The 25,031-nt window shown below is 69.6% G+C and carries 23 protein-coding genes; 17 read left to right on the forward strand and 6 right to left on the reverse strand.

Going from position 1 to position 25,031, the window contains the following annotated elements:
- Positions 1 to 85: 85 nt before the first annotated feature.
- Positions 86 to 1,372 (forward strand): c-type cytochrome, encoded by a 1,287-nt coding sequence (locus tag ABIE45_RS08625; RefSeq protein WP_192706338.1) that lies wholly within the window; start codon positions 86 to 88, stop codon positions 1,370 to 1,372.
- Between the two features lie 8 nt (positions 1,373 to 1,380).
- On the opposite strand, the gene ABIE45_RS08630 is transcribed toward ABIE45_RS08625, so the two are convergent.
- The gene (locus ABIE45_RS08630) at positions 1,381 to 3,366 is read right to left on the reverse strand and encodes a 4Fe-4S binding protein (protein WP_192706339.1); all 1,986 of its coding nucleotides are present in this window, start codon (positions 3,364 to 3,366) and stop codon (positions 1,381 to 1,383) included.
- 194 nt (positions 3,367 to 3,560) lie between these two features.
- Between ABIE45_RS08630 and ABIE45_RS08635 the strand changes: the two genes are divergently transcribed.
- The 12 genes from ABIE45_RS08635 (at position 3,561) to ABIE45_RS08690 (ending at position 13,746) form a co-directional block, all read left to right on the forward strand.
- Positions 3,561 to 4,310, forward strand: coding sequence for a biotin/lipoate--protein ligase family protein (locus ABIE45_RS08635; protein WP_192706340.1), 750 nt, complete (start codon positions 3,561 to 3,563; stop codon positions 4,308 to 4,310).
- Positions 4,307 to 4,858: a DUF6505 family protein gene (locus ABIE45_RS08640; protein ID WP_192706341.1), complete on the forward strand. Its 552-nt coding sequence runs from the start codon at positions 4,307 to 4,309 to the stop codon at positions 4,856 to 4,858. Before ABIE45_RS08635 ends, ABIE45_RS08640 begins: the two co-directional genes overlap by 4 nt.
- 4 nt (positions 4,859 to 4,862) lie before the next feature.
- Positions 4,863 to 5,873 (forward strand): DUF6352 family protein, encoded by a 1,011-nt coding sequence (locus ABIE45_RS08645; RefSeq protein WP_192706342.1) that lies wholly within the window; start codon positions 4,863 to 4,865, stop codon positions 5,871 to 5,873.
- A gap of 1 nt (position 5,874) precedes the next feature.
- Positions 5,875 to 6,387 carry a DUF3305 domain-containing protein gene (locus tag ABIE45_RS08650; protein ID WP_091785514.1) on the forward strand — a complete coding sequence of 171 codons (513 nt, stop codon included), beginning with the start codon at positions 5,875 to 5,877 and terminating at the stop codon, positions 6,385 to 6,387.
- Positions 6,384 to 7,133: a DUF3306 domain-containing protein gene (locus tag ABIE45_RS08655; protein WP_192706343.1), complete on the forward strand. Its 750-nt coding sequence runs from the start codon at positions 6,384 to 6,386 to the stop codon at positions 7,131 to 7,133. Before ABIE45_RS08650 ends, ABIE45_RS08655 begins: the two co-directional genes overlap by 4 nt.
- A 139-nt stretch (positions 7,134 to 7,272) precedes the next feature.
- The gene (locus ABIE45_RS08660) at positions 7,273 to 7,845 is read left to right on the forward strand and encodes a molecular chaperone (protein WP_373622241.1); all 573 of its coding nucleotides are present in this window, start codon (positions 7,273 to 7,275) and stop codon (positions 7,843 to 7,845) included.
- Positions 7,846 to 7,933: 88 nt separating this feature from the next.
- The gene (locus ABIE45_RS08665) at positions 7,934 to 8,176 is read left to right on the forward strand and encodes a formate dehydrogenase (protein WP_024829467.1); all 243 of its coding nucleotides are present in this window, start codon (positions 7,934 to 7,936) and stop codon (positions 8,174 to 8,176) included.
- 7 nt (positions 8,177 to 8,183) lie between these two features.
- Positions 8,184 to 11,126 (forward strand): formate dehydrogenase subunit alpha, encoded by a 2,943-nt coding sequence (locus ABIE45_RS08670; RefSeq protein ID WP_192706344.1) that lies wholly within the window; start codon positions 8,184 to 8,186, stop codon positions 11,124 to 11,126.
- A gap of 16 nt (positions 11,127 to 11,142) precedes the next feature.
- On the forward strand, positions 11,143 to 11,739 hold the full coding sequence (gene fdh3B, locus ABIE45_RS08675; protein WP_012320149.1) for a formate dehydrogenase FDH3 subunit beta: 597 nt from the start codon (positions 11,143 to 11,145) through the stop codon (positions 11,737 to 11,739).
- Between the two features lie 89 nt (positions 11,740 to 11,828).
- Complete coding sequence (locus ABIE45_RS08680) at positions 11,829 to 12,866, forward strand: formate dehydrogenase subunit gamma (RefSeq protein WP_192706345.1); 1,038 nt, start codon at positions 11,829 to 11,831, stop codon at positions 12,864 to 12,866.
- Between the two features lie 30 nt (positions 12,867 to 12,896).
- Positions 12,897 to 13,136 carry a hypothetical protein gene (locus tag ABIE45_RS08685; RefSeq protein WP_192706346.1) on the forward strand — a complete coding sequence of 80 codons (240 nt, stop codon included), beginning with the start codon at positions 12,897 to 12,899 and terminating at the stop codon, positions 13,134 to 13,136.
- A 58-nt stretch (positions 13,137 to 13,194) separates the two neighbouring features.
- Positions 13,195 to 13,746: a hypothetical protein gene (locus tag ABIE45_RS08690; protein ID WP_192706347.1), complete on the forward strand. Its 552-nt coding sequence runs from the start codon at positions 13,195 to 13,197 to the stop codon at positions 13,744 to 13,746.
- 138 nt (positions 13,747 to 13,884) lie between these two features.
- Here the strand turns inward: ABIE45_RS08690 and ABIE45_RS08695 are convergent, their stop codons facing one another.
- Positions 13,885 to 15,039 carry an alpha/beta fold hydrolase gene (locus ABIE45_RS08695; protein ID WP_192706348.1) on the reverse strand — a complete coding sequence of 385 codons (1,155 nt, stop codon included), beginning with the start codon at positions 15,037 to 15,039 and terminating at the stop codon, positions 13,885 to 13,887.
- Positions 15,040 to 15,361: 322 nt separating this feature from the next.
- Here ABIE45_RS08695 and ABIE45_RS08700 point away from each other — a divergent pair, with 322 nt between their 5' ends.
- Positions 15,362 to 15,601, forward strand: coding sequence for a DUF2188 domain-containing protein (locus ABIE45_RS08700; protein ID WP_192706349.1), 240 nt, complete (start codon positions 15,362 to 15,364; stop codon positions 15,599 to 15,601).
- A gap of 173 nt (positions 15,602 to 15,774) precedes the next feature.
- On the opposite strand, the gene ABIE45_RS08705 is transcribed toward ABIE45_RS08700, so the two are convergent.
- The 4 genes from ABIE45_RS08705 to ABIE45_RS08720 form a co-directional block, all read right to left on the reverse strand.
- Positions 15,775 to 17,595 (reverse strand): PAS domain S-box protein, encoded by a 1,821-nt coding sequence (locus ABIE45_RS08705; RefSeq protein WP_373622242.1) that lies wholly within the window; start codon positions 17,593 to 17,595, stop codon positions 15,775 to 15,777.
- Positions 17,596 to 18,359: 764 nt separating this feature from the next.
- Complete coding sequence (locus ABIE45_RS08710; protein WP_192706351.1) at positions 18,360 to 19,205, reverse strand: substrate-binding domain-containing protein; 846 nt, start codon at positions 19,203 to 19,205, stop codon at positions 18,360 to 18,362.
- Positions 19,178 to 19,888, reverse strand: coding sequence for an ATP-binding cassette domain-containing protein (locus ABIE45_RS08715; RefSeq protein WP_192706352.1), 711 nt, complete (start codon positions 19,886 to 19,888; stop codon positions 19,178 to 19,180). The genes ABIE45_RS08710 and ABIE45_RS08715 overlap by 28 nt, the downstream gene beginning before the upstream one ends.
- A complete protein-coding gene (locus tag ABIE45_RS08720; RefSeq protein ID WP_192706353.1) occupies positions 19,885 to 20,580 on the reverse strand; it encodes an ABC transporter permease in 696 nt (231 codons plus the stop codon). The genes ABIE45_RS08715 and ABIE45_RS08720 overlap by 4 nt, the downstream gene beginning before the upstream one ends.
- A 518-nt stretch (positions 20,581 to 21,098) precedes the next feature.
- Here ABIE45_RS08720 and ABIE45_RS08725 point away from each other — a divergent pair.
- The 3 genes from ABIE45_RS08725 to ABIE45_RS08735 all read left to right on the forward strand — a co-directional run bounded on the left by ABIE45_RS08725 (position 21,099) and on the right by ABIE45_RS08735 (position 24,706).
- A complete protein-coding gene (locus ABIE45_RS08725; RefSeq protein ID WP_192707323.1) occupies positions 21,099 to 22,190 on the forward strand; it encodes a molybdopterin-binding protein in 1,092 nt (363 codons plus the stop codon).
- Positions 22,187 to 24,175 (forward strand): molybdopterin biosynthesis protein, encoded by a 1,989-nt coding sequence (locus ABIE45_RS08730; RefSeq protein ID WP_192706354.1) that lies wholly within the window; start codon positions 22,187 to 22,189, stop codon positions 24,173 to 24,175. Before ABIE45_RS08725 ends, ABIE45_RS08730 begins: the two co-directional genes overlap by 4 nt.
- A gap of 93 nt (positions 24,176 to 24,268) precedes the next feature.
- Positions 24,269 to 24,706 (forward strand): winged helix-turn-helix domain-containing protein, encoded by a 438-nt coding sequence (locus ABIE45_RS08735; RefSeq protein ID WP_373622243.1) that lies wholly within the window; start codon positions 24,269 to 24,271, stop codon positions 24,704 to 24,706.
- The last annotated feature ends 325 nt before the right edge of the window (positions 24,707 to 25,031 follow it).

Raw genomic sequence — 25,031 nt, forward strand, 5'->3', positions numbered from 1 at the left:
AAGGCGATCGATGACCGCCGGAGTCGCCGCGACAGGCCGGTCGGCGCTCCGCTATGGTGGACGGCCCCTTGAGAGCCGAGCCTCGATGACCAGCTTTGCGCGGATCCTGGGCGTGATCGCCCTCCTGCTGCTCTGCGGCGCCCCGGCCCGCGCGCAGATGCGCGGCCACGGCGGCCCAGTCCGGGCGCTCGCCGTGACTGCCGACGGTCGCCTCGCAATCTCGGGCGGCTTCGACCAATCCGCCATCGTGTGGAGCATCGAGACCGGTGCCGCGCTCGGCGTGCTGCGCTTCCACGACGGCGCCGTGAATGCGGTCGCCGCGCTTCCGGACGGCCGTTTCGCCACGGCCTCCGAGGACGGGCGGATCGCCCTGTGGCGCCTGGGGCGCGCGGAGCCGGAACGGGTGCTTGACGGTCATACGGGCCCGATCGTCGCGCTCGCGGTTTCGCCGGACGGCCTGTCGCTCGCCTCCGCCTCCTGGGACGGCACGGCGCGGATCTGGCCGCTCTCCGGGAAGGACAGCCGGTCGCTCGATCCGCACCGCGGGCCGGTAAACGCGGTGGCCTTCCTGCCGGGCGGCGCGCCGGTCACGGCCGGTGCCGACGGGGCGGTGCGGATCTGGCCCCCGGAGGGCGGATCCCAGGTACTCGCCATCGCGCCCACGGGCCTCAACGCCGTCGCGGCCGCGGCGGACGGCGAGATCGCGGTCGCCGGGGCCGATGCGATCCTCCGCTTCGTCCGCACCGACGGCGTGGTCCGGGCCACTGCCGAGCTCGGCCCGAACCCGGTGATCGCCCTGGCCCTGTCTCCGGACGGGGCCAGGGTGGCGGCTGCGACAGCGGGCGGGACCATCGCGGTGGTCGACCGGGCGACCGGCCAGGTCCAGCTGCGGCTCGTCGGACCCGGCCTGCCGGTCTGGTCGCTCGCGTGGCGTCCGGACGGGGCGGAGCTCGTCACGGGCGGCGGCGACCGCCTCGTCCGGCGCTGGGACGCGAAGAGCGGCGCACCGATCGGCGCGCTGATCATGCGGCGCCCGGCAGATCCCCTCGCTGTCCGGCAGGGCGGCCGGGGCGCCGAGGTGTTCGGGGCGTGCACCGCCTGCCACACCCTGACGTCCGACGAGGGCGAGCGGGCCGGGCCGACGCTGGCCGGCCTGTTCGGCCGCCGGATCGCCAGCGTGCCCGGTTACCGGTACTCGGACGCGCTGAAGCGGATGGACCTCGTCTGGACACCCGAGACCGTCTCGCGGCTCTTCGAGATCGGTCCCGCCCGCTACACGCCCGGGACGAAGATGCCCGAGCAGACGATCGGCAGCCAAGCGGACCGCGCGGCGCTGATCGAATTTCTCGAACGCGCCACCGCGCGCCACTGAGGCGCCCGTCAGCCGCTCGCGCGTTCGCGCAGGTAATCCTCGGTCGTACGGGGCTTGTCGCGTTCCGGCGCCGCGTGCGGATCGAAGCCCTGATTCACCGCGACTTCGACCCGGCAATCCTCGCACATCGTCAGTGCTTGCAGGCGTGCCTCGCCGCCCGCCCCGCTGAACATCCAGTGCCGCTCGCGCAGCCGCTCGACGATGCGCTCGATCGTCGAGCGCGTGCCGAAGGGCTTGGCGCACTGCGTACAGCAGAAGGGCTCTTCCTCCTTGACGACCCGACGGGGCGCCGCCCAGGCCTCGAAGTCCACCTGCGGACGCAAGGCGATGACATCCTCGGGACAGGTCGCGGCGCAGAGGCCGCACTGCACGCAGAGGCTCTCCTCGAAGCCGAGAAGCGGCTGCTCGGCGCTGTCGGAGAGCGCGTGGGTCGGACAGGCGCTGACGCAGGCCAGGCACAGGGTGCAGTCCGCGACCCGGAAATCGAGGCCGCCGAAGGGGGCGCCGGCCGCGAGCGGAACCCGGCTCACGGGTGCCGGTGCGGCGCTGTGCATGTCGCGGAAGGCGTGGCGCAGCACCTCGCGCTTGTTCCCCAGGAACAGCAGACCGGCCGGCGCCGCGGCCTGCCGCCCCGGCGTGGCCTGCCGGAGGGCGGCGCCCAGGAGATCCGGATCATCGGTCTCGATGGTTTCGACCACGCGCCCGCCGCCTTCCGCACCGTAGCCCAGCGCCTGCGCCAGCGTCTCCCCGAGGGACAGCGTTCGGTACAGGGGTTCGAGGTCGTGCTTGGCACGGGCCCGGACCAGGACCCGGATTCCGGCCGCGCCATAGGCAAACAGGGCCGCGATCACTTCGGGTCCGATCTGCGTCACCTCGTTGACCTGCACCGGCAGCACGTGTGCGGGAAGGCCGTCGCCGTAGCGGCCGAGCGCGTCGACGAGGGGTTCGCCGTGGTCGCCGTCGTGGAACAGGACGAGGCCGTTCTGTCCGCCCGCCGCCCGGTAGGCGCGCATCAGGCTGCGCAGCCGGCGCATCAGCGCGTCGGAGGTCGGCAGCGTGTAGGCGGCGGCCCCTGTCGGGCAGACCGCGGCACAAGAGCCGCATCCCGCGCAGACGTAAGGGTCGATGTGCACGGTGTCGCCCGCGGGCGCGATCGCGCCGGTCGGGCAGATTTCGAGGCAGCGCGTGCAGCCCGTGATGCGGGAGCGGCTATGCGCGCACAATTCGCCGTGGAAGGCGATGAAGCGCGGCTTGTCGAACGTGCCAACCAGATGGGACGCGTCCGCCAGCACGCGCTCGACGGCGGCCGGATCGCCCGGGTCCGCGCGCAGATAACCGCTCCGCACCGCGTGTGCCGGAAACAGCGGCGCGCCGGCCGAGAGGTCGATGACGAGATCGCAGGTCGATACGGCGCCGTTTCGCGGTGCGCCGAAGACGAGGTGCGTGCGCGAGGACGGGGCCGGGAGGGCGTAATCGTCGATGCCGAGCTCGAACGCTCCGAGGTACCCTTTCGCGGTCCGGATCGTGCCCTGCAGGACCGGGAAGGCGTTGCGGTGAAGCGGCGGGATCTCGCGGGGGCGGGTCAGCAGGACGGTGATGTCCAGATGCTCGGCGAGGCGCCGGCCGGCCTCGAGGGCCACCTCGTCGCGCCCGTAGATCAGGGCCACGCCGCGGCTTTCCAGGGAGACGGTGCCGGCGTCGGGGAGCGGCTCCGCCGCCGCGGCGAGCAGGGCGGCCATCTTCGGTCCGGCCGAAGCGGCGTCGGACGACCAGCCGGCGGTTTCCCGGATCTTGGCATAGGCGACCCGGTCCTCTCCGCCTGCCTCCTCGGCCACCTCGTCGAACAGCGGCGCCTGCAGCGTGCAGGACACCGTGACGGGCCGCCCGGTGGCCAGGGCCTCCCGGAAGCGGTCGAGTTCGCGGCCGCAGAGCTGATCGGCGGTGCGAAGCTCGCCGCCGCAGGCCTGGCCCATGGCGGCGGTGTCGAGGGACATCGTCCGCTCGCAGGAGCAGGCGAGTACGAGGCGGTCGGACAAGATCGGACCCGAATACAACTGCGAATGGATAGCCCCTTCGCGCGGCGGGGCCCGTCCCTTATACTCGAACCATTCGAAACAACGATCCGGCATGCGGGCGCAGGCCGCAACCCTGGCCCGCACTCTTATCGGCCCCTCGCCAAAGCCGCTCCATGACCATCCTTGTCGATGCCGGCCCGTCGAGGCTGGTCCTGCCCCCCGGCTTCAGCGAGCGCGCAGCGGAGCCGCATTCCGACGCGCACGCGGAAGCCTGCCGGCTCGCCGCGTCGGGCGAGGCGGAGGCGGCGACGCTCGTCCTGAGCCGGCGCGACGACCTGATCGACCTCGCCGTGGTGCTCGCCCCGGCCGAGCCGCTCGCCACCGCGCGCCGCGCGCATTTCGCCGGGATGGTCGCCCTGGCGAATGCCGTCGGCGTCTTCGGACCGCCGGAGATCCCGGTGACGTTCGAATGGCCCGGGACGCTGCTGTTCAACGGCGCGCGCCTCGGAGGGGGGCGCCTCGGTTGGCCTGAAGCGTGCCGCGAGGACGAGGAGCCGGACTGGCTGGTCTTCTCGGGGATGCTGCTCGCCTCGAAGCTGGCGGCGGGCGACCCTGGCCACACGCCGGATTCCACCGCCCTGGAGGAGGAAGGTTTCGGCACGGACCTGCGCGCGCCGCTGGTCGAGAGCTTCGCGCGCCATCTGACTAAGACCTTCGAGATCTGGCGCGAGGACGGTTTCGGCCATGTCGCGGCGCTCTACCTCGCCCATCTGCCGCGGGAATCCGGTTTGCGGGCCGCGATCGAGCCTGAGGGCGACGGGAGGCTGACTTGGCCCGACGGGCAGGTCGAGCACCTCCCGCTGCGCGCGAGCCTGGAGGCGCCGGACTGGCGCGATCCGAAGACCGGCGGAGTCCGGCTGTGACGCTCAAGCTCCCCCGAACCCTGCGGCTCGACCCCTCCGACACCTTCGTGTTCGCGCAGGCCGCCGAACCCGGAGAATGGGCCGTCACCGGGACCTTCCTGTTCCTCGACGGGGATCCGTCGCGGCTGACCGGCAAGGCCCTGACGGCCTTCCGCTCGGGGTTCGTCGGCGTCCGCTCGCTCGGCTTCTCCACCCTGGTGGTGGTGAGCGAGGCGAGCGAAGAGGAGCGCGCGCAGGCGGAGGAGCACCTCGCCGGTCACATCCACGCGCGCTTCGGGGCTCCCGACCGGGAGTCCGCCCGTGCGGCCGCCCGCGAGGAACTCGACGTCGCCGCGTCCCTCTGCGATCTGCCGGTCGGCAGCGTCGTCGCGATGCACCGCGTCGCGACGGACGGGGCGATCCGGGAGGATTTCCGGACGCTGCACCAACGGCCCGGCGTCGACCGGTCCCACGGGCGCGCGTTCCTGTTCGTCGAGGCCGACGCGGACGAGCCGGAGGAACAGGCCGACCTCGTCGGCCTTCTGCGTGATACGACGGCGGGAGGCTGACCGGATGACCGAGTTCTGGGTCTCAAGCGGCCATCACCTCACGCAGCGCACGGCCGGAGGCGGCCTCACGGTCACGGACGAACTGATCCTCGCGTATCTGGCGCGGCCCGAACTCGTGCCGCCGGACGACGCCTGCGCATCCGAGGTCGCACTCCACGCCGCCCTCCTGGACGCGCCCCGGCGGCCTGTGGAGCCGGCCGAGATCGCCGCCATCGCCGACGCCGACGCCCGGGAGAACTGGGCGGTGATCCTCGCCTTCCGCGACCGGCTGCTCGCGTCCCGCTCCGTCGAGGCGGGATATCTGTCGCTCGTGCGCGGCGACCTCCAGGGCGTGCCGTCCCTGTTCCTGAACCAGCTCGTCCACCTGATCCTGCGCAACGCCCTCGACGGCTGCGACGACCCCTTCGTCCTGCGCGCGGCCGAGATGTTCTTCCGCCCCCAACGCGTGAGCTTCCACGAGGGCGCCGTGCTCCTGGCCGACGCCGAGGTGATCGCCGCCCGCGAGGGAAGCGCGCCGCTCTCGCCCCTGTTGACGATGCTGGGCAAGGAGGCAGCGAACGAGCTGGACGTGCTGACGGCCGAGAATGCCTGGACGTACTGGAGCCGGTCGGACGCCTTCACGATGGCGCTCAATCTCGGCTCCGATCCTCGCAGCCGCGCGGGATTGGCGCAGGTGATCGAAACCTTCGTCGGCCACCTGCTGAACGTCGCGGTGCGCGTGACACCTCTCGACCGGCTGGACGACCCCGACTGGCGCTGGTTCGTCGGTCTCGACCAGGAGGGGACGCGCATCGGCAACGCGCTCTGGCGCGGCGACACGCTCGATGCCGGAACACGCGAGCGAGTGCTCGCCGTCTTCAGCCTGACCTTCGACGACCCCGCGCAGGTCCTGCCGACAGTGGGGGAGCGCCCGGTCTATCTCCTGCTCGCGGCGGCGCCGGATCGCAGCGTGCAGCTCAAGCCGCATAATCTCGTCGTCGGATTGCCCCTCGCCGAAGGCCGGGAGGCCGCCTGACATGTCCACGACGCCCGAGCATCGTTTCGAGGTCGGCATCATCGTCGCGCGGCGGCGCCTGACCGGCCCCTGGGCGAGCCATGCCTGGCTCCCGGTCGGCGCCCTGCCGGCGGCGGCCGCCGCGTCGCCCTGGACGAAGCTTTCCGAGACCGAGGACGAGGCGACCTTCTATGCCGGCTCGTACGAAGTCGCGCTGCATCCGGGCGAGACCGGGCACTACCGCGACAATCTCGTCTCCGGGCGCCCCTCCCTCTGGGTCGCCCTGCGCAACAGCGGCGACGAGACCTACGAGGTCGCGAGCGTCACGGCCGACCCGTATGAGGGGGAATCCATGGCCGAAGGGGTCGGCGAGATCGTCGAGCCGGTGCCGATGCCTCCGGAGGTGCAGGCGAAGCTTCTGGCCTTCTTCGAGGCCTTCCACGTCGAGCGCAAGTTCGAGAAGCGCAAGCGCGATCGCGCCGATCCCGAGGCGCTGGCCCGCCGGGCGCACGGGGCCCGGGAGCGGCGCGAATGAGCGAGGGGTTTCTCTCGCGGTGGACGCGGCGCAAGCTCGCCGTGCGCGCCGCCGCCCTGGCGGAACGCGGCGCGCCGACCGCCCCCGACGCGGCGCCTCGCCCGGCGCCGGACGCGGGGGCCGCCGAGACGGATCTCATCGCGCCGCAGCCCGGATCCGAGGCGCGGCCGCCGGAACCGGAGCTGGCGGACGATCCGGTTGTGGATCTCCCGCCCCTCGAAGCCCTGACCCCGGAGACCGATCTCGCCCCGTTCCTGCGGGCCGGCGTTCCGACGGCCCTGCGCAACGCGGCCCTGCGCCGGATGTGGTCGCTCGACCCTGCCATCCGCGACTTCGTCAGCGAGGCGCGGGAATACGCTTACGACTGGAACAGCCCGGGTGGCGTCCCTGGTCTCGGTCCGCTTCTGCCCAGCGACGACGTCGAGGCAATGCTCCGGCGTCTGCTGGGCGGGGCCGCCAAAGCGACGCCGGCGTCGGGTGAGACCCGCGATAGCCAGCCCGAAGGTTCGCCGGAGCCCGGTCGGGCGCCGGAATGTCCCCTTGTGGCCGATGCCGCTCCGCCCGGACCCGATCCGCAGGACCATGCGCCGGCCCTCCCGGCCCCCGCGGCCACAGTCCAGCGAGCCGCTCCGGCCTTCCCTGATCCGACGCCCGCGCGCGATCCCGTGCCCGTGGTCGACGGAAAGGAGACGAGTCCGGGACCGCGCCTGCGGCGGCACGGCGGCGCGATGCCCAATACGAGCTAGGAGTTTTGGATTGCGGGAGATAAGAGCCCTTCTTATTGTCGTTCCAGAGAGCGAGATCCGTCCGATCTCGGGCGAGTAGAAAACTCCAGTGGCGTCGGCGTTCGGACCTGTGGAATCGGAGGCGCTGGGCGGCGCCCGCGTGGACGACGTCGACAGTCTCCGCGCGCGGCACTACGATCTCCTGGCCGTCCTGCTCGGACGTCCACCCAGCCAGGCCCTGCTCGATACGCTCGCCGGCCTCTCGGGCGGCGAAGGGATCCTCGGCCAGCACGTCGCGGATCTGAGCCGCGCGGCGGCAGAGGCTACGGGCGCGGGGGTCGAGCGCGAGTTCTTCGCGCTGTTCATCGGCGTGGGCAGGGGCGAGCTGCTTCCCTACGCCTCCTACTATCTCACCGGCTTCCTCAACGAGCGCCCGCTCGCGCTGGTCCGAGAGGATCTCGCGGCCCTCGGCCTCTCGCGAGCCGAGGCTATGAGCGAGCCGGAGGACCACCTGGCCTTCCTCATGGAGGTGATGGCGGGGCTCGCCGGCGGGCGGTTCGCGGCCGAGCCCGATGTACAGGCGCGCTTCTTCGGCCGGCACCTCGTCCCCTGGGCGGACCGCTTCTTCGGGGATCTTGAGCGGGCGAAGAACGCGCGCTTCTACCGGGCGGTGGGCAGCCTGGGACGGATCTTCATGGAGGTGGAGGCGGAAGCCTTCGCGATGGATGCGTGACGGGGATGCGGTGCCCGGTGGTCGGAGCGTGACCGAAAGGCGTGACGTGGGTTTGCTATCAAGCGGGTGTCGCTGAGGGAGTTGGATGATGCGGCAGGATCCGAAGACGCTCGGTCGTCGCCAGTTCTTCCGGGCGCTCGGCGGAAGCACCGTGGCGGCCGCCGCCGCGGTCGCGTCGCCGATGGCTGCGACGGAGGCCCAGGCCTACGACCCGGGCCAGGACGAGACGCGCAGCCGGTACCGCCTGAGCGATCACGTGAAGGCGTTCTACCGGACCAACGGCTACGAGACGCTCCTGAAAAATCCCGATCCTGCGCCGGGGACGAAGTGAGGCTGCCATGCTGACGAAGCGGAAGAGCGGCGAGGCCAGCCGCAGCAAGCATCAGGCGGTCGCGGCCGGTCTCGCTGCGGGCGTGCTCGACCGGCGTGCGTTCCTGCGCAAGTCTGGGCTCACGGCCGGAGCGCTCGCCGCCGCGGGCTCGATCCAGCTCGGCGCCGTCCGCAAGGTCGAGGCCGCCGGCTCGTCGGCGGTCGGGCCGGGGACGGTCATCAAGAAGAACATCTGCACGCATTGCTCGGTCGGCTGCACGGTGACCGCCGAAGTGGTGAACGGCGTGTGGGTCGGCCAGGAGCCGTCCTGGGCGAGTCCCATCAACCGCGGCACCCATTGTGCCAAGGGGGCCGCCATCCGCGAGCTGGTCTCGTCGGACCGCCGCCTGAAATACCCGATGAAGCTCGTCGGGGGCCAGTGGCAGCGGATCTCCTGGGATCAGGCGATCGACGAGATCGGCGATAAGCTGCTGCAGATCCGCGAGAAGTGGGGTTCCGATTCCGTCTACTGGCTCGGCTCGGCCAAGTACACGAACGAGGCCGCGTACCTGCTGCGGAAATTCGGGGCCTTCTGGGGCACCAACAACGTCGACCATCAGGCGCGCATCTGCCACTCGACCACCGTGGCCGGCGTGGCGAATACCTGGGGCTACGGCGCCCAGACCAACTCGTACAACGACATCCGCAACGCCAAGACCATGATCATCATGGGCGGCAATCCCGCCGAGGCGCACCCGATCTCGATGCAGCACGTGCTGTCCGGGAAGGAGATCAACCGCGCCAACCTGATCGTCATCGACCCCCGTTTCACCCGCACGGCGGCGCACGCCACCGACTATGTGCGCATCCGCTCGGGGACGGACATCCCGGTCGCGTGGGGCATGCTCTGGCACATCTTCCAGAACGGCTGGGAGGACAAGGAATTCATCCGCCAGCGCGTCTACGCGATGGACGACGTCCGCAAGGAGGTCGCCAAGTGGACGCCCGAGGAAGTGGAGCGCGTGTCCGGCGTGCCGGGCGAGCAGCTCCGCCGCGTGGCGGAGAAGTTCGCCAAGGAGAAGCCCGCCACCATGATCTGGTGCATGGGCAACACGCAGCACACGGTCGGCACCGCCAATGTGCGCGCCCTCTGCATCCTGTGCTTGGCCACGGGCAATGTCGGCAAGCCGGGCACGGGCGCCAACATCTTCCGCGGGCACACGAACGTGCAGGGTGCGACTGACCTCGGCCTCGATGTGACGACGCTGCCGCTCTACTACGGCCTCGTCGAGGGCGGCTGGCGGCACTGGGCCCGCGTCTGGGAGGTGGACTACGCGTGGCTGCAATCGCGCTTCGATGAGGTTCCCGCGGCTGCCGGCCGCAAGGCGCGGTCCCGCAAGGAGAACATGGAGACCCCGGGCATCACCTCGACCCGCTGGTTCGACTCCGTGAACCTCCCGCCCGACCAGATCGATCAGCGCAGCCCCACGCGGGCGATGATGATCTCGGGCCATGGCGGCAACACCGTCACGCGCCTGCCCGAGGCCCTCGAAGGCCTGAACAAGCTTGACCTGATGGTCGTCGCGGACCCGCATCCGACCACCTTCGCGGCGCTCGACGCCCGGCAGGACAACACCTACCTGCTCCCGATCTGCACCTCGCTGGAGATGGACGGCTGCCGCACGGCCTCGAACCGGTCCCTGCAATGGGGCGAGCAGATCGTGAAGCCCGCCTTCGAGTCCAAGAACGACTACGAGTTCCTCTACCTGCTCTCGAAGAAGCTCGGCTTCGCCGACCCGATGTTCAAGAACATCAAGGTCGAGAATAACGTCCCCTTGGCCGAGGACATCCTGCGGGAGATCAACCGCGGCGGCTGGTCGACGGGCTATTGCGGGCAGTCGCCCGAGCGCCTGAAGGCGCATATGCGCAACCAGCAGAAGTTCGACCTCGTCACCCTGCGGGCGCCGAAGGACGACCCGGAGGTCGGCGGGGATTATTACGGCCTGCCCTGGCCCTGCTGGGGCAAGCCGGAGATCCGCCATCCGGGCTCGGCCATCCTGTACAACACGGCTTTGCACGTGAAGGAGGGCGGCGGCACGTTCCGCGCGCGCTTCGGCACCGAACGCAACGGCGAGACCCTGCTGGCCGAGGATTCCTACTCCAACGGCTCGGACCTGACCGACGGCTATCCAGAATTCACCCTCGGCGTGTTCAAGAAGCTCGGGTGGGACAAGGATCTCACGGCGGACGAACTGGCGACGATCCTGAAGATCGGCGGCGACAAGCCCGATACGGTGAGCTGGGCGACCGACCTCTCGGGCGGCATCCAGCGCGTCTGTCTCGAGCACGGCGTCTCGCCGTTCGGCAACGGCAAGGCGCGCGCGAATGCCTGGAACCTGCCCGACCCGGTGCCGGTCCACCGCGAGCCGATCTACTCACCGCGCCCCGATCTGGTCGCCAAGTACCCGACCCGGCCCGATGAGCGTCAGTTCCGCATGCCCAATATCGGGTTCTCGGTGCAGAAGGCGGCCGTCGAGCGCAACGTCGCCCGGGATTTCCCGATCATCCTCACCTCGGGCCGCCTCGTCGAATACGAGGGCGGCGGCGAGGAGACCCGCTCCAACCCGTGGCTCGCCGAGCTGCAGCAGGACATGTTCGTCGAGATCAACACCGGTGACGCGGCCGAGCGCGGCATCAAGGATGGTCAGTGGGTCTGGGTCACGGGCGCGGAGAACAACTCCAAGACGAAGGTGAAGGCCCTCGTGACCGACCGCGTGGGGAAAGGCGTCGCGTTCATGCCGTTCCATTTCTCCGGCTGGTACCAAGGCAAGGACATGCGCGACTACTACCCGAAGGGCACCGACCCGGTCGTGCTCGGCGAAAGCGTCAACACCGTCACGACCTACGGCTTCGATCCCGTCACCGGCATGCAGGAGACGAAAGCCACCCTGTGTCAGATCCGAGCGGCCTGAGAGGAGCGACCTGATCATGGCGCGCATGAAGTTTCTCTGCGACGCGGATCGTTGCATCGAGTGCAACGCCTGCGTCACCGCCTGCAAGAACGAGCACGAAGTGCCGTGGGGCATCAACCGGCGGCGGGTGGTGACGCTCAACGACGGAAAGCCCGGCGAGCGCTCGGTCTCGATGGCCTGCATGCACTGCACCGACGCGCCCTGCGCGGCCGTGTGCCCGGTCAACTGCTTCTACACCACCGCCGACGCGGTGGTGCTGCACTCCAAGGACATCTGCATCGGCTGCGGCTACTGCTTCTATGCCTGCCCGTTCGGCGCTCCGCAGTATCCGCGCGTCGGGAACTTCGGGTCCCGGGGCAAGATGGACAAGTGCACCTACTGCTCGGGTGGCCCCGAGCCCGATCTCTCGACCGCCGAATACGAGAAGTACGGTTCGAACCGGCTCGCGGAGGGTAAGCTGCCGCTCTGCGCCGAGATGTGCTCGACCAAGGCTCTGCTCGCGGGCGACGGCGAGATGATCGCCGAGATCTACAAGCAGCGGGTGATCAAGCGCGGGTACGGCTCGGGGGCCTGGGGCTGGAAGACAGCTTATCGCGAGACGATCGCGATCTGATGTGGGGCTGCTCCTCCGCTGAGGGGCGCGCAGGAACAGGGACCGCGGCAGCGTCCGCGGACCGCTCGACCGATCTGAAAGGAACGCCGATGCGGCGGGCATGGACGCTTCTCAGCACTCTCGTCCTGGCAGCGGCGCTCTGGACGGCACCGGGTGTCTACGGGGCCGCGCAGGCGCAGAACCCGATCCAGGCCGATGGGCAGAACCCGATGGGTGCGAATCCCACGGCGGATTCGATCAATGAGGAGCTTCTGTTCCGGCAGGCCCCCAAGATCAGCGGGCGCATCAGCATCCCGGACGGCAAGGCCGCCAACCTGATCCAGCCGCAGGGCCGCGCGTACCAGATGTTCCGCGAGGGATGGCTGCCCTGGATCGGGGCGCTCGTGATCCTCGGCATGCTCGCTGCCCTGGCGCTCTTCTTCCTCTGGCGCGGCCGGATTATCACGGATCACAGCCAGGAATCCGGCAAGAAGATCCTCCGGTTCAACGCGTTCGAGCGCTTCACGCACTGGATGACGGCCGTGTGCTTCATCATCCTGTCCCTGTCCGGCCTGAACTACATCTTCGGCAAGCGGCTGCTGATGCCGCTGATCGGGCCGGATGCCTTCGGTGCGCTGGCCCAGTATGCGAAGTACAGCCACGTCTATCTCGCCTGGCCCTTCATGCTGGGCGTCGCCTTCATGATCGTCGTCTGGATCCGGGACAACATCCCGAACCGGATCGACTGGGAGTGGCTGAAGGCGGGGGGCGGCTTCATCGGCAGCAAGCACCCGCATGCGGGCCGCTTCAACGCGGGCCAGAAGGGCGTGTTCTGGATGGTGGCCGGCTTCGGCGCCGCCATGGGCGCCACCGGCCTGATGATGCTCTTCCCGTTCGCGCTCCTCGACGTCAACGGGATGCAGATCATGCAGGTGATCCATTCCCTGATCGGCATCGTCTTCATCGCCGGTATCCTGGCCCACATCTACATCGGCACGCTGGGGATGAAGGGCGCCTACGACGCGATGGGCAGCGGTCAGGTCGATCTGGCCTGGGCACGCGCGCACCACGACCTCTGGGTCGAGCAGGAGCAGGCTCGCACCGCGAGCGGCCCGCAGCTCGGATCCCGCCCGGCACCGGCCGAGTGATGGGCCGGGCTCAGATCAGGACAAGCTGACATGAAGGCTTTCATCGCCGCCGTCCTTGCCGCCGTTCTCCTGGGCGTCGCGGCCATGCTGGCGCTCACGAGCAATCAGAAGTTCGCCTACCAGGCATTCGCCACCTCCGGTGCGCGGGTCTCCGAGCCGGGCACCAACCTGGTCGGCCCACGTTGGAACGGCGACCCGTCCCCCGATGAGTTCGCCGGCGAGCCGCATGGGAAAGCCGAGGGCGCCGCCTCGCAGCCGAAGCGCTCCTGAGGCCCGGCATTCGAGCGCCAGCAGCGACGAGACCAAGCTTTCAGGAGGAGCGCATCCGATGAAGCGGCGACTGAGCACTTTCGCCCAGGCAATCGGTCTGGCAGGGGCCCTGCTCGGAGCGGACAACGCGCTCGCGCAGGAGAGCGGCACAGCCGCCCCGTCCGGGCGTCCAGCCAATCTCTGCCAGGAGCTTCTGGCCTTCGTGAAGCAGCCGGAGCCGGCGAAGGAGGCCGCCGCGACGCCTCCGCAACAGGCGACCGCTGTTTCAAATCCCTCGGGGGCAAGCCAGGGTACGGCCTCTTCCGCAGGCGGCGACGTCCAGCAGAAGTCCGGGCTGAGTGGCCCGACCCCGGGAGGTTCGCCAAATCAGGCGGGCACCGATGCTCAGCGCGGGCCGGCGAATCAGGCGAAGGATGCGCCGGCTGCCACCAAGCCGGCATCGGCACCTCACCCGGACGCCGCCACCATCGCGGCGGTCGAGGCCGCGGCCGCAGCCGACGACCAGCTCGGATGCCGTTCCGCCGCGCGGACAATGCGGATGCACGGTGTTGCCCTCCCGCCACCGCTCCTTGCGCTCGCCGCGCTCGATCCGAAATTTTACGGTCGGTAGCATCCGGTCTTCAGCACCTCACGTCGCGGTGCGCTGGCGGCTTCTAGAACCAGCGCGCACCGGCCGCGTCCGGCCTTCGTGATCCTTCGCGATGATGTCTCAGGCCAAGGGCGGATGTAGGGCCCCGCGAGGCGCGGATCATGCGGCGGCGCGCGCAAGGGCTTCGAGGACCAACTCGATTACGGCCTCGGGCTGCTCCTGCTGCACCCAGTGGCCGGCCCCCTCGACGAAGTGGCAGCCGAGCATGCGCGCGCAGGCTTCCCCCTGCATACGCTCCAGCGCGCCGGGGGCTTGGAACGGACCCCAGTCACTCTGCCCGGCCACGAACAGCGCGGGAACCTCGATCCGCCGACCGGCGAACCGCGCGAGGTCGCGGGCCAGGCTCCCATCCATTCGGCAGCGGTAGCCCTGGAGCGCCCCCTGGAAACCGGTCCGCGCGTACGCGTCGATGTAGACTGCAAGTTCCCGATCGGTCAGCCACGCGCAGTTGCCACCCGCGTCGGCGGGCATCTCGGGGGCGACCGTCGCCGGCATGCTCCGTCCGAGATCCATGATGTAGTAGGCCGGTAGCTCCGCCAGCGTCTCGGCGGTCCAACGCGCGAGCGCGTGCGGGCGGTTGTCCGGCCAGTCCGCACTCTTGTGGTGGAAATAGGCGCGCAGGAAGGCCGTCAGGCCCTGCGGGCTGCCATCCATGTCGGGCGCGGCCGATCGTGACGCATAGTAGAGGTGGTAGTGCTCGCGCGGGCGCGGCAGGGCCGCGAGCGCGGCGTGGATCGGGTCGTCGGCGGGGGCATGCAGACTTCGCTCCAGCGCGTCGAACGTCGGGGCACCGGCAAACGGCGCGCTCATCAGCACGACTGCTCCGAACACGTCAGGCCGGGCCAGCGCGCAGTAGCCGGCGATCCAGGACCCAAAATCGTGCCCGATGATGGCGGCGGCTCGGTGCCGGCCAAGTGCGCTCGCCAGACACAGCAGATCGAGAAGGTGATTGTGTAGGCGGTAGGGCGCGAGGTCATCGTCGTAGCCGACCGGGCCGTTCGACGTGCGACCATAGCCGCGCAGGTCGGGGGCTACGACGTGGTAGCCGGCCGCAGCCAGGGCCGGCATGATCTTGCGCCAGGAAAAGGCGATCTCTGGGAAGCCATGCACCAGAAGGATAAGGGGGCGGCCGGGCTCGCCGTGGCCGGTCTCCAGCACGTGCATGCGCAGCCCGTTCACGCCGTCGACGAAGCGCGCGCGGATCCCGTGTGGAAGCGCCTCGAAGGAAAGTGGCGAGAGGTTGGCAATACCCATTTCGTGCGCTCCACGGCTGCCAAAGGGGCGCGGTGCCCGAACCTAGCGCGCGACCCGGGACCGGCCAATCCGGCCGCGGAGCAACGCAGCTGAACTCCCGCAGCAGCTTTCCCAAAGCGCCTCTCTATAGATCGGTTCAGACCGCCGCTTGGACGAGCGGACACCGTCCGCTTGCGGGATCCTGCCGGGTTCCGCTGGACGGCAACAATCGGCGGTAAGCCTGCTTGACGGCCACCCCCGACCAGAATGCGCAGAGAGTTGCATCCCGCTAGAACAGAAGAGTGGAGTGCCGCGTTGCCTCGTGCAAGCGCGAGGTTCCGCCATGGCAAGCGTCACGTACCAAGTGGTCGAGCACGATGGAGGTTGGGCGTATAAAGTCGGTGATGTGTTCTCCGAGACGTTCCCAACTCGGAAGGATGCGCATGCGGCTGCGGAACGTGCGGCAGCGGAGCAGCGTGCACCGGACGATGACACCGTGATCAGCTACGAAGATGAGAAGTACCGGTGGCACGACGAGACCGCCCGGGGCGGTGACCGGCCCGAGACGAACGTCGAGGATTGATGGTGGTGGGTAGCAGACCTGCCTGCTTCTCCCGGCTTTGGCGTTCGTCCACCGTCAGATCGACTTTTGCGCGCTCATCCGGGCCTGAGGGCGCCTTGGGGCTGATCGGGGAAATGGACAGCCGTTCAGGTCAGATGCTGTCCGGTAGCCGCCTTTGCCCGTTGAGGCGCGCCTCAGCGAACGGTCCGCTCGTGCGTGTCAGCAAGCGGCAGATCGATCGAGCAGCGTAGCTCGTCCTCACCCAGTTCGTAGCTCGTGTGCGCCTTGAGCGCGTAGGGCAGCGCCTTCTCGATCAGCTCGCGCCCGTAGCCGCGCTGGACCGCGCTCTGCCCCTCAGGCTTCCGGATCCCCTCCTCAAGCCACAGCAAGGAGAGCCGCTGCTCCCCGGCCTTGGCGGTATAGGTGTCCCAACTGACCCATAGCTCGCCCTGCGCGCTGGCCAGAGCCCCGTATTTATGCGCGTTGGTGGCCAGTTCATGCAGGGCCAGAGCCAGTGTCTGCACGCTGGCCTTGCGCAGAACCACGCGCGGCCCCTCAAGCGCCACGCGGTTCTGCATGGCAGACACCCCGAAGGCCTCGAGTTCCGTGCGGATCAGCCCCCTGAGCGTGATGGGCTCCTGGTCGGAGCGCGAGAGCAGCCCCTGCACGCGGGCCAGAGCTGAGAGCCGGTCGTTGAACTGCTCGCAAAACGTTTCCGTCGGGCCGGTCTGCACCATGGTCTTCTGCGCGATGGCGCGCACCACCGTGATCAGGTTGCGGGTGCGGTGCTGCAGCTCACCGACCATCACGGCCTGACGCTCCTGCAACTCGCGCAGCTCGTGAATGTCCATGGCCGCGCCAAACCATTCCGTCACCTGGCCCTGCGCGTCGAAGATCGGCACCTGTCGCGCCAGAAACCAGCGGTACTGCCCGTCTCGGCCGCGCAAGCGGAGCTGCATGCTGATCGGCTGCCGGCTCTCGATCCCGCTTCGGAAGAGCTCACGGGCGGCCTTTCGGTCGTGGGCATGAATCGGCTCAAGCCAACCGAAATCGTCCACCTCACCTGTCAGCTGGCCGGTGTAGTCGAGGAAGGACCGGTTCTCCGAGAAGTTCGTGCCGCTTGCGTCCGAGCGCCACAGGATGACGGGCACAAGGCTCGCCAGGGCCCGGAACCGCTCTTCGCTTTCCCGGAGACGCTCCTCGGCGCCGTGCCGGTCTGTGAGATCGGCTGTGACCGCCAGCAGCGTGCTCGGCTGATCTGGTCCATGGTGCAGCGGCTGTACGCGGCTGTTGGCCCACACGAACGTGCTGTCCGGGCGCATATAGCGCTTGTCGAGGGAAGCGGGCTGATTCGTCCGGAGTGCCTCGGAGACGGCCTTCAGGCTCGGTGGGACATCGTCCGGGTAAGTGACATCCATGACCGTCAGGCGCAGAACCTCGTCACGGGTGCGCCCCAGGATTCGGCAGAGTTCATTGTTGGCCCGCAGGAAGCGGCCATCCTGCGCGAGTTCCGACAACCCGACAGCTGCATTGCCGAAGATCGCGGCGAGTTGCTCGTCACTCGCACGCAGAGCCGTCTCGGCGCGCGTGCGCCTGCCGATCTCGGTGCCCACCATGTGGACGTAAGCCACATGTCCCGCCTCCTCGCGCACGGGCGTGAGAATGGCGTCGAATGCGGCGGCCTGCGGAGTGCCTTCGCCGCGCGTGTCGAGCGGCTGACCGTGGACTTGCACGACCTCGCCCGCGAACGCCCGCCGGTAGAAGGGTTCAGTCGTAACCCAACCGGCCGGAAAGGCTTTTGGCAGAGGCTGGCCGAGAGCTGCGGGATGGTGCGCACCGTAGAGCGCGGCGGCGGCATCGTTGTAGATCAGGATGTGATCGGGCCCGCAGACAAGGCTGGCCACCAGCGGGTTGGCCAGCACCATCTCGACAGCGAGCTTGAGGCGCGGCGACCAGTGCTCGACCGATCCGAGCGGTGTTGCCGCCCAATCATGAGCACGAATGCGCTCGGCCATCTCTCCCTGGCCGGGTCTCCACACAGGCGAGCTGGTATTGCTACCCATCCTGCGTCTCAAATCTTGCCGTCAGGACCGAGTTTATCCGAGATTTGAAGCGACGGACAGCAACGCAGGTGACGCCGCTTGGCTCAGAGTCTCGCGTGATAAGGGCTAGGCAGTAATCAGGTCTGCCGCGTCGGAGAACAGCCGACACCTTCAGTCCGCTGAGCGGCCAGAGACAGCAGAGCGCATTCAGCAGCGCACGCCAGTCTCAGCTTCCACGTGATGCCGCGCCTTGCTGAGGACTGAGCAGGGATCATACCCTCTGGTTCTCGCGAGAAGCAGCAGGTCGGTGATCAAGTCTACGATCTCGCAGGCGGGCACACCACCGGTCCAACGCCGGTCAGCGCCTTCGGCGTGGAGGTAAGCGTCGAGAGCGGCTTGCGCGAGTTCAACGCGTCTGATCGTCGTGGGCATAGGCGTTCTCCCAGCCGCCCAGCCATGTCGACGATTGAGCTGGCGCGGACATGCGCGCGCTGCGCCTTGAGAAGAACGTTGCGGAACTGGAATGCGTCCCCTGGTGATCCCTGGGACGCTGACATCGCGGCGGTGCTGTCGCGGCCCGCGAGCGCAATGCCAAAGCGCCTATCGGGCCCTGAGCTGCTGAGTTGGTGTCTTCGACGACGAACCTTGGAACGCGCACAACATACCTGGTCACCGCGTGTCAGCCCGCGGGGCAGCGCGTCGATGCCAGTCCGGCCCTCCGACGCGCGGATACCGGGTCAGCGCGTCACAGGCGCGCCGGCGCTCGGGAAGAACAGCTGTTCGCCGCCGACCTTGTAGCCCGCGATCGCCTGCTGCCCCGCCGGTGAGACAAGCCAGTCGATGAAGGCCTGCCCCTCTTTCGCCTTCACGCCAGGGTGCTTGTCGGGATTGACCAGCATCACGCCGTAGGGGTTGAACAGGCTCGGGTCCCCCTGAACCAGGATGACCAAGTCGGCGCGGTTCTTGAACGCGAGCCAGGTCCCCCGGTCGGCGAGGATGTAGGCGCCGAGCGCTGAGGCCGCGTTGAGCGCGGGGCCCATGCCCTGGCCGACATCCCGGTACCAGGGTCCGCGCACGGCCGCGAGATCGACGCCCGCCTCCTTCCAGCCGCGCAGCTCGGCGCTGTGGGTGCCCGAGCGGTCACCGCGCGACACGAAGGCCGCCTTGCTGGCCGCGAGCTTGGCGAAGGCCTCGCGCACGCCCAGGCCGCGCACGCCGGCCGGATCGGAGGCCGGGCCGATCAGCACGAAGTCGTTGTACATCACGTCGTACCGCGTCTTGGCGAAGCCCTCGGCGAGGAACTTGTCCTCGGCGGGACGGTCGTGGACCAGCACCACGTCGGCATCGCCGCGGCGCGCTGCGTCGAGCGCCTGGCCCGTGCCCAGAGCGACGACCTTCACGTCAATCTTGGATGTCTCCCGGAAGAGCGGGAGGATGTGCTTGAACAGACCGGACTGCTCGGTCGAGGTTGTCGAGGCGACGACGATCGAGGTCGGTTCGGCGTCAGCCGACGGCAGGAGGCCAGCCGCGCTCAGGAGGGCGGCCAATCCCAGGGTCAGGATGCGACGACGGAAGGGGTCCACGGCAACTCCCCAGCGAGGTAGGCCCGCGCCTCGGAGGTGCGCGGCGAGAACAGGATCTGGCGGGATGGACCATGCTCGACGGCGCGGCCGGAGGCCAGCACGATCGCCGTGTCGGCGAGGCGCGCCACCTGCCCGAGATTGTGTGAGACGAGCACCACGGTGGTGCCCGCCCGCGCCATCGCGGACACCAGCCCCTCGACGATCTCGGTCGAAGCCGGGTCGAGGTTCGCGGTCGGCTCGTCGAGGAGGAGCAGGTCCGGTTCGACCGCCCAGGCGCGGGCCAGCGCCAGCCGCTGCTGCTCGCCGCCGGAGAACCGCGTCGCGGCATCGCGTGCACGCTCGGCGAGGCGGACCCGGGCGAGCGCCTCCTGCACCCGCGCGGCGCGCGCAGGACGAGGGAGGCCCCCGAGAGCCAGCGCGACGTTCGCGGCCGCGGTTGCGCGGATCAGCGCGGGCCGCTGAAACACGAAGGCCCGCCGGTGCGGGCCGACCCGTACCGTTCCGCTGTCGGGTCGCAGGAGCCCGTCGATGACCCTGAGGGTGACGCTCTTGCCCGCTCCGTTCGGGCCGATGATGGCCGTGACGCTGCCCGAGGCGACCTCCAGGCAGAGATGGTCGAGCACCGTTCGCCCGTCGAGGGACAGAGCCACGTCTTCGAGGCGGATGGCCGGCGTCGCGCTCATCCATACACCCGTGCGGCGTGCCGGCGGAGCAGGGCCACGGCGACATTCACCACCAGAACGAGGCCGATCAGCACGAGGCCGAGCGCCAGGGCGAGGCTGAGATCGCCCTTCTGGGTCTCCAGCGAGATCGCCGTCGTCATCGTGCGGGTATAGCCGTCGATGTTCCCGCCGACGACGAGGACCGCGCCGATCTCCGAGATCGCCCGGCCGAACGCGGCGAGCGCCGCGGTCACGAGGGAGAAGCGCACGTCGTAGATCATCGCCCCGGCCTGACGCGGCGCGGAGAGCCCGAGGGAGCGCAGCTGCTCCCCGAGATGCACCCGGGCGTCGGCGACGACCTGCTGCGTCAGGGCGGCGACGAGCGGGGTCGCGAGCGTCGCCTGTGCGGCGATCATCGCGCCGGGGGTGAACAGCAGGCCGAGCGGTCCGAGCGGACCGGAGCGGGAGAGGACGAGGTAGAGGGCGAGGCCGACGAGCACCGGCGGCAGCCCCATAAAGGCGTTCAGCAGGCCGACCACAGCGCCGCGTCCGGGAAAGCGGGCGACAGCCACGCACGCACCCAGGGGTATGCCGAGCACGAGACCGATGCCGACGGCGGTGAAGCTGACACGCAGCGACAGCCACGCGATCGCCAGCACGTCGCGATCCAGACTGCACAGGCGGGACAGGATTTCCTGAAGCGTCTGCATCATGCGCCCGGGCCCGTCCTCAGGAACGGGACGACGCGGATGGCGCGATCAGCCGATGAGTCCGACCTCGAGACGCAGGTTCGGCGGAATGGACCTGTCATGCCTACCAGGGAAACGCGTGCGGATAGTCAGTGATCATATCGCCCGAGGCGACCGTTGTCGTGGCGTCGGGACGTTCGACGAGGCCATCGCTGTCCGTCAGGGAAGCGAGCAGTCACCCTTCGCGGGGGAACATGCTCGCCACGGGAGCATCGTCGTGCCGCATTCCAGGCAGAGCCGCACGTATTCTCGCCGACGCGGCTTCTTTCGGTATTCGAACGCGGCGCACGCCGGGTCGACCGCTGCGCCGAGCGGAAGCAGCGCGCGCCGGATCGATTGAAGGCAGTGGCCGCCGACATCGTGTTCGTCTAGCGCGCGAGCAGGCATGGAAGCACCGGTCGCCGATGTGATGAAACGGGGGTGACAGGGGTTCACGATGCCGGCCCTTGATCATCGAACCCGGATGGCGCATCGCCGCCATGATGATCCGAAATGCGTCCTCGGCGCTGATCCCGCTTCGGGAGGCGGCGAACCTGCTCAGCGGCGAAGCTGCTCCTGTCGCCCCCGCGACGGTTCCGCTCGCAGCGGCGCTCGGACGCGTAGCCGCAGGAGCGGTCGTCGCGCGCTCCGATGTGCCCGTGGGTTTGACGGCAATGCGGGACGGCTTCGCGGTCGATGCCGCTTCGGTGGGCGGCGCATCGGCCTACGCGCCGATCTTCCTGGGGCGGCCACCGCCATGGGTCGAAGCCGGACAGCCGCTGCCGTCCGGCACCGATGCGGTCTTGCCTCCGGAAGGCTTTGTGGACGGCATGGTCGTCGCGGATATCGCCCCGCGGGAAGGTGTGTGTGGAGCCGGCGACGACGTCGCTGGCAGCGAGAGGCTGATCGAGGCGGGCACCCGGATCGAGCCGCTTCACCTGCTCATCTTGGAGTCGGTCGGTCTCAAGGTGGTGAACGTCCGTCAGCCGCTCCTGCGCGTCGTCACCGCGGGGTCGTCCATCCTCGATACCGTGTCGCCCCTGCTCGGGCGTCTGATCGCGCGGGCAGGCGGGGCGACCGAGGCCGTTCGCGCCCAGGGAGTCCGGGACATCGCTGAGGCCATCCGCGGCGGCGCAGCGGACGCGGTGCTGGTGGTCGGGGGAAGCGGTTTCGGCCGCTCGGACCATAGCGCTGCGGCCCTCGCCATCGCCGGGGAAGTCCGCGCGCACGGCATCGCAATGCGGCCCGGGGAAACCACCGCCGTCGGCTCCGCAGCCGGCAGGCCGGTTCTTCTGGTGCCCGGGCGTCCCGAGGCGGCACTCGCCGCATTCTTGGCCCTCGGCCGTCCTCTCATCGCGCGGCTCGCCGGCGCGCAGGATTGCTTGCCGCGGCGGCACGTCCTCGTACGGAAGATCGTCTCGTCGATCGGTCTGTCCGAGGTCGTCTTCGTCCGGAGTGGCCCGGATGGCGTCGAGCCACTCGGCGGAGCCGGCCTTCCGCTCAGTCGGTTGGTGCAGGCGGACGGCATCATCGTGGTCGAGCCGGAAAGCGAAGGCTTCCGGGCCGGCGAGGAGGCAGAGGTTTGGGCCCTGTGAACGCCGATGCAGACCGTAACGAGGCAGCGGATTTCGCCGAGCGTCTCGCCGCGGCCTCGAGCCAGGAGCAGTTTCTCAGGGTGATGAGCCGGGACGATGCGCTCGCAACGTTCCGGGCGGCGGTCCCGCACACGCGCCTGCCTTCCGAGACGGTGCCCTTGGAAGACGCGCTCGGGCGCGTGCTCGCCCGCGACGTCGACTCGCCGATGGACGTTCCGCCCTTCGACCGTTCCCTGGTCGACGGGTTCGCCCTGCGCGCGGCCGATACCGAAGGAGCCGGGCCGGCGAGCCCGCGGCGTCTCACGCTGAACCGCGAGATCCTTGCCTGCGGCGTCGCGCCGACCGTCGTCGTCCGACCGGGAACGGCGACGCCGATCTCCACCGGCGGCATGGTCCCTCGTGGCGCCGACGCGGTGGTGATGGTCGAGCACTCGGAGTTCGACGCCCGGAGCCTCGCCGTCGATGTCCTGACCGCGGTTCGGCCCGCGCAGTTCGTGGGCTATGCCGGGGCCGATATGGCCCGCGGCGAGACGGTGCTGCGCAAGGGAGCGCGGATCACCGCCCGCGAAATCGGCATGCTGGCGGCGTGCGGCCTGTCGGCCGTCGATGTCACCAGACGCCCGCGCGTTGCGGTCCTGTCCACGGGAGACGAACTGGTCGCACCGGGCGAGCCCCTGCCCGAAGGCGCGATCTACGACTCGAACGGCGCGATCATCGCGGCCGCAGTGACCGAGAACGGCGGGGAGCCGATCCAGCTCGGGATCGTGCGCGACGATGCCTCCGTCCTCGAGGCAGCCATCCGGTCCGCCCTCCGGGACAGCGACCTCGTCGTGCTGTCGGGAGGCACGTCCAAAGGCGCCGGCGACGTCTCGCACCGTGTGCTGTCCCGCCTCGGCGAGCCGGGAATCCTGTTCCACGGCGTGGCCCTGAAGCCCGGGAAGCCGCTCTGCGTGGCGGTGTCTCAGGGAAAGCCGATCATTGTCCTGCCGGGATTCCCCACCTCCGCGATGTTCACCTTCCACGACTTCGTCGTCCCGTTCGTGCGGGCGCTTGCCGGGCTGCCGCCGCGGGAGGACGAGACGATCGAGGCGCGCGTGTCACAGCGGGTACCCTCCGAGTTCGGTCGCACCGAGTTCGTGATGACCTCGCTCGCCCTCGGTCCAGAGGGGACGATGGCCCTGCCGCTGCCGAAGGGCTCGGGTTCGGTCACCGCCTTCTCGCAGGCGGACGGGTTCTTCGCGGTTCCAGCCGCGCGCGCAGGCATTGAAGCCGGAGAGGGCGTCGCCGTGGTCCGCCTGGGGGCCGGCGTTCGGGCGCCTGACCTGACGATCGTCGGCAGCCATTGCATCGGTCTGGACCGGGTGGTCGGCCTGCTCGCCGAGCGCGGCTACCGCGCCCGCACCATCTGGGTCGGATCGGCCGGCGGCCTTGCCGCCCTGCGACGCGGCGAATGCGATGTCGCCGCCATGCACCTCTTCGATCCCGAGACGGGCCGGTACAATGCCCCGTTCCTTGCCGAAGGGATGTCCCTCGTGCCCGGCTGGCGCCGCCTCCAGGGCGTCGTGTTTCGCCGCGGCGACGTCAGGTTCGAAGGTCGGGACGCCGCGGACGCGGTCGCCGCCGCGCTCGCCGACCCGGACGCCGTGATGGTCAACCGCAACGCCGGATCGGGCACGCGCCTGCTTGTCGACGGGCTGCTGAACGGTGCCCGGCCGGCGGGGTTCTGGAACCAGCCGCGCTCGCATAACGCCGTCGCCGCGGCGGTCTCGCAAGGCAGGGCGGATTGGGGCGTGGCCATAGCAAGCGTCGCGGATGCCTACGGGCTTGGCTTCCGTCCGCTGACGGAAGAGGCTTACGACCTGGCATATCGCGACGACGCCCAGGGGATGCCGGCGCTCGCGGCCTTCCTGAGTCTGCTCGGCGAGCCCGGGACGGCCGCAGCGCTGCGCGATCTGGGCTTCTCGCCCGCCGCAGAAACCGCGTGACGCATGCATGGCCCGCCGGCCTGGTCGCAGGCGGCGTGCCCCCGACCCGCGATGAGGTGGACCCACCTCGATGGAACGAAACGGACGATCCTGTTGGCCGCCGGGATGATCGACGAGGCCGTTTCGCGTAGGGACGCCTGCGAGGCGCTGGGGCCTCCGGCGAAGCGGCGGTGTGCGTTGGGCGAGGACACGAGCATCAGTTTGCGGATCGAGCTCGGCTCGGACACCTTGCTGGGACCGGGCAAGGCCGCCCTTCTGAGTGGCATCCGCGACACCGGCTCCATCGCCGCCGCAGGGCGCCGGATGGGCATGAGCTACAAGCGAGCCTGGTACCTCATCGATACGTTGAACAAGGCGTTCCAGGAGCCGCTCGTCTCCGCGAGCAAGGGGGGACGCCGAGGCGGCGGGGCGGTCCTGACGAGCACGGGCGACACCATCCTCGACAGTTATCTGCGCATGGAGCGGCTCGCCTCGGGGGCCGTGGCGGGCGAACTCGACCTTCTCGCGTCGCTGATGAAGCCCGACTCCTAGGATCAAGGACGGCGCGCGGAGGCACGCATCCGTCGGGCGCAGTCTCCCGAGGTCGGGCGTCGGCCCGTCATACGGTGTCCGGTTGAATACTTCGGTCTGTGCAGCCCGCCGCGTCATCGCGAGCGCAGCGAAGCGACCAGGGCTGCGCGACATCTGTCAGCGGAGCGCCGACTGGATTGCTTCGCTGCGCTCGCAAAGACGGCACCGACTGATCAACCGGAAACGGTATCAGCCCGTGGCTCGGTGTCGGTAGGCCAGCTGCTCCCGGCGCCGCCCGCGACATGCGCCCGCTGTCCGCTACCAGGATCCAGCGGCACGCCTGAGC

Source organism: Methylobacterium sp. OAE515, assembly GCF_041806315.1.
GTDB lineage: Bacteria > Pseudomonadota > Alphaproteobacteria > Rhizobiales > Beijerinckiaceae > Methylobacterium > Methylobacterium tardum.